This window comes from Isachenkonia alkalipeptolytica, from assembly GCF_009910325.1.
Classification (GTDB): domain Bacteria; phylum Bacillota; class Clostridia; order Peptostreptococcales; family T1SED10-28; genus Isachenkonia; species Isachenkonia alkalipeptolytica.
This window is the reverse complement of record NZ_SUMG01000047.1, coordinates 1-3,318: the sequence shown is the minus strand read 5'-3', so window position 1 is coordinate 3,318 and position 3,318 is coordinate 1. Positions and strand designations below refer to the sequence as shown.

The 3,318-nt window shown below is 46.1% G+C and carries 1 protein-coding gene and 18 tRNA genes; all 19 read left to right on the top strand.

Annotated elements, in window-relative coordinates:
• Nucleotides 1-47: 47 nt before the first annotated feature.
• The 19 genes from ISALK_RS14750 to larE all read left to right on the top strand — a co-directional run bounded on the left by ISALK_RS14750 (nucleotide 48) and on the right by larE (nucleotide 3,095).
• Nucleotides 48-123: transfer RNA gene (locus ISALK_RS14750), tRNA-Val, on the top strand.
• Nucleotides 124-184: 61 nt separating this feature from the next.
• A tRNA-Asp gene (locus tag ISALK_RS14745) sits at nucleotides 185-261 on the top strand.
• 29 nt (nucleotides 262-290) lie between these two features.
• Nucleotides 291-376, top strand: a tRNA-Tyr gene (locus ISALK_RS14740).
• A gap of 5 nt (nucleotides 377-381) precedes the next feature.
• A tRNA-Gly gene (locus ISALK_RS14735) sits at nucleotides 382-455 on the top strand.
• Nucleotides 456-464: 9 nt separating this feature from the next.
• Nucleotides 465-540: transfer RNA gene (locus tag ISALK_RS14730), tRNA-Gln, on the top strand.
• An 18-nt stretch (nucleotides 541-558) separates the two neighbouring features.
• Nucleotides 559-634 (top strand) — tRNA-Lys (locus tag ISALK_RS14725).
• 135 nt (nucleotides 635-769) lie between these two features.
• Nucleotides 770-858, top strand: a tRNA-Ser gene (locus tag ISALK_RS14720).
• A 7-nt stretch (nucleotides 859-865) separates the two neighbouring features.
• Nucleotides 866-959 (top strand) — tRNA-Ser (locus ISALK_RS14715).
• 8 nt (nucleotides 960-967) lie between these two features.
• Nucleotides 968-1,044: transfer RNA gene (locus tag ISALK_RS14710), tRNA-Pro, on the top strand.
• A gap of 23 nt (nucleotides 1,045-1,067) precedes the next feature.
• Nucleotides 1,068-1,144: transfer RNA gene (locus ISALK_RS14705), tRNA-Ile, on the top strand.
• A gap of 42 nt (nucleotides 1,145-1,186) precedes the next feature.
• Nucleotides 1,187-1,263, top strand: a tRNA-Trp gene (locus tag ISALK_RS14700).
• 25 nt (nucleotides 1,264-1,288) lie between these two features.
• A tRNA-Pro gene (locus ISALK_RS14695) sits at nucleotides 1,289-1,365 on the top strand.
• A gap of 31 nt (nucleotides 1,366-1,396) precedes the next feature.
• A tRNA-Ile gene (locus ISALK_RS14690) sits at nucleotides 1,397-1,473 on the top strand.
• A 33-nt stretch (nucleotides 1,474-1,506) separates the two neighbouring features.
• A tRNA-Phe gene (locus ISALK_RS14685) sits at nucleotides 1,507-1,582 on the top strand.
• A gap of 7 nt (nucleotides 1,583-1,589) precedes the next feature.
• Nucleotides 1,590-1,666: transfer RNA gene (locus ISALK_RS14680), tRNA-Met, on the top strand.
• A gap of 15 nt (nucleotides 1,667-1,681) precedes the next feature.
• Nucleotides 1,682-1,757 (top strand) — tRNA-Val (locus ISALK_RS14675).
• Nucleotides 1,758-1,965: 208 nt separating this feature from the next.
• Nucleotides 1,966-2,042: transfer RNA gene (locus tag ISALK_RS14670), tRNA-Asp, on the top strand.
• Between the two features lie 27 nt (nucleotides 2,043-2,069).
• Nucleotides 2,070-2,145 (top strand) — tRNA-Thr (locus tag ISALK_RS14665).
• A gap of 119 nt (nucleotides 2,146-2,264) precedes the next feature.
• Nucleotides 2,265-3,095: an ATP-dependent sacrificial sulfur transferase LarE gene (gene larE, locus ISALK_RS14660; protein ID WP_160723632.1), complete on the top strand. Its 831-nt coding sequence runs from the start codon at nucleotides 2,265-2,267 to the stop codon at nucleotides 3,093-3,095.
• Nucleotides 3,096-3,318: the final 223 nt, after the last annotated feature.

The following is a 3,318-nucleotide window of genomic DNA, read 5'->3' as shown; positions in this document are numbered from 1 at the left end:
CACGGCGGTAACAGGGGTTCGATTCCCCTAGGGGTCACCACACAAATGGGAGCATAGCTCAGCTGGGAGAGCACCTGCCTTACAAGCAGGGGGTCACAGGTTCGAGCCCTGTTGCTCCCACCATTTAATTTATATCCTAACCCGATTCATGAAGTGAATCGAAAGCAGGATAGTTAGTACACGCGGCCTGGTAGTTCAGTTGGTTAGAATGCCAGCCTGTCACGCTGGAGGTCGAGGGTTCGAATCCCTTCCAGGTCGCCATTTAAAATTTATATACAGCATACATTCATGGAGGGATTCCCGAGTTGGCCAAAGGGGGCAGACTGTAAATCTGTTGTCAGTGACTTCAGAGGTTCGAATCCTCTTCCCTCCACCATTTATGCGGGTGTAGTTCAGTGGCAGAACTTCAGCCTTCCAAGCTGATAGCGAGGGTTCGATTCCCTTCACCCGCTCCAAAAAAACTTTGGGGTATAGCCAAGTCGGTAAGGCAGCGGATTTTGATTCCGTCACGCGCAGGTTCGAGTCCTGCTACCCCAGCCATATTTTTTAACATATTTTGACCCATTAGCTCAGTTGGCAGAGCACCTGACTTTTAATCAGGGTGTCCCGCGTTCGAGTCGCGGATGGGTCACCATTTTTCTTAAAAGAGCTTCGGTTGCACCGAAGTAATTCGATCCCGGCAAATCAGAGATTTGGAGGATTGAAATCTTCAAAGCAAGTGAAGTAATCCAATCGCGCCAAATCAGAGATTTGGAGGGTTGAAATATCTGGAGGGGTGTCCGAGTGGCTTAAGGAGCTGGTCTTGAAAACCAGTGACTCCGTAAGGGGCCGTGGGTTCGAATCCCACCCCCTCTGCCAGATCCAAGGAGAAGTACTCAAGTAGGCTGAAGAGGACGGTTTGCTAAACCGTTAGGTCGCAATTATGCGGCGCGAGGGTTCGAATCCCTCCTTCTCCGCCATTTAAATTCCGGGTGTAGCGCAGTTTGGTAGCGCACATGGTTTGGGACCATGGGGTCGTGAGTTCGAATCTCGCCACCCGGGCCATTTGAATTTATTGTTTGTAACTAGGGCCTTTAGCTCAGTTGGTCAGAGCGCCCGGCTCATAACCGGTAGGTCCAGGGTTCGAGTCCCTGAAGGCCCACCATTTGCGTATGAGTTTTTATTGACTTTCAAAAGAAAAAACTATAGGGGTGTAGTTCAGCCTGGTAGAACAATGGTCTCCAAAACCATGTGCCGTGGGTTCAAATCCTGCCACCCCTGCCAATTTTTTTATTCAAATGACTCAAGACCGGGTGTAGCGCAGTTTGGTAGCGCACATGGTTTGGGACCATGGGGTCGTGAGTTCGAATCTCGCCACCCGGGCCATTGAAGTTTTATTCTTTATACATATATATAAGGGCTCATAGCTCAGCTGGTTAGAGCGCACGCCTGATAAGCGTGAGGTCGGTGGTTCGAGTCCACTTGAGCCCACCATTTTTTTTTAGATTTTCACAAAATTATAAGTAAGCCCAAATAGCTCAGTCGGTAGAGCAGAGGACTGAAAATCCTCGTGTCCGTGGTTCAATTCCGCGTTTGGGCACCATTTTCATGGCGGCATAGCTCAGTTGGCTAGAGCGTTCGGTTCATACCCGAAAGGTCACAAGTTCAAATCTTGTTGCCGCTACCAGTTTTTCAACAATGTGGGAGCATAGCTCAGCTGGGAGAGCACCTGCCTTACAAGCAGGGGGTCACAGGTTCGAGCCCTGTTGCTCCCACCATTTTTTTATGACTTAACCCGATTTGTTTAACAGATCGATGGTAGGTCAAACGCAACATTCACATAGCTCATTTCTCACTTCGCTTTGCTTGCTTCGCTGTCCGTTTTGTCAACAATTCGCAAAACTCATTGGACAAAAAGGCAATGAACACCAAATTTGCACGACCTATGGGAGTGAACAAATTTGTGATGTGAAACTGCGATAACGCGGCCTGGTAGTTCAGTTGGTTAGAATGCCAGCCTGTCACGCTGGAGGTCGAGGGTTCGAATCCCTTCCAGGTCGCCAATAAAATTATAATAATGTATTAGCTGAGCTGGCGTAGCTCAATTGGAAGAGCAACTGACTTGTAATCAGTAGGTTGCGGGTTCGAGTCCCATCGCCAGCTCCACATAGTTCGTGAGGATTCCTTTTGTAAAAAAGGAGTCTTTTTTTTTCGATAAATTATATTCCTATGTTATAATATAGTCACCTGTTGAGGGACTTATTAAAAAAAGCGAGGGATCAATAATGACTCTAGAGAAGAAGTATGAAAAACTTAAATGGATTTTACAGGATCTGGATAGTGTGGTTATCGGATTTTCAGGAGGGGTGGACAGTACCTTTCTTTTAAAAGTGGCGAAGGATACCCTAGGGGAAAAGGTGTTGGCGTTAACAGCCCGTTCTTCCACTTATCCTGAACGGGAATTTCTTGAAGCCAAGGAATATGCAAAGAGTTTTGGGGCGAAACATGAAGTTATTGTTTCCGAGGAATTGGATATTGAAGGTTTTTCTCAAAATCCCATTGATCGATGCTACCATTGTAAAAATGAGTTGTTTTCCAAAATTCAAGAGGTGGCCCGGGAAAAGGGGTACAAAAATGTCCTTGACGGATCGAATCTTGATGATGTGGGAGATTATCGACCGGGGATGAAAGCGGCAAAAGAATTAGGGGTAAGAAGTCCTCTTAAGGAGGCGGAGCTTACGAAGGAGGATATACGAACCCTGTCTAAGCAGTTAAATTTGCCTACTTGGGATAAACCGGCCTTTGCCTGCCTCTCGTCCAGATTTCCCTATGGAAATGAAATCACCGAAGAAAAACTATCCATGGTGGAAAAGGCGGAGGAGTACCTGCGATCCCTGGGAATGATACAAACCCGGGTAAGACATCATGAAAATATTGCAAGAATTGAAGTGGACCCCAAAGAACGTAAGAAGTTTTTTGATGAGAACCTGTTGGATGAAATTGGAGAGAGCCTTAAAAAATTAGGGTTTACCTATGTTACCTTGGATATTTTAGGCTACCGCAGTGGCAGTATGAATGAGGTTTTATCCCAGGAGGAAAAGAATACATCAAAATAAGCCGGATGCAATGATCAATCCAAACACAGGAAGATTGAAAAGAAAGGCCGGGGAAAGGGTCGAAGGGTTAGGTAAAAAAGTGTTGACAGAAGAAACCTAAGGTGGTATATTAGTTGAGTCGCTAAAAACGGGAAAGCAAAACCCGGAAAAATCCGAAAAGACAAAAGTGAAAAAAAGTCTTGACGGAGAGCAGAGAAGATGATAAGATAAATCTTGTCGCTGA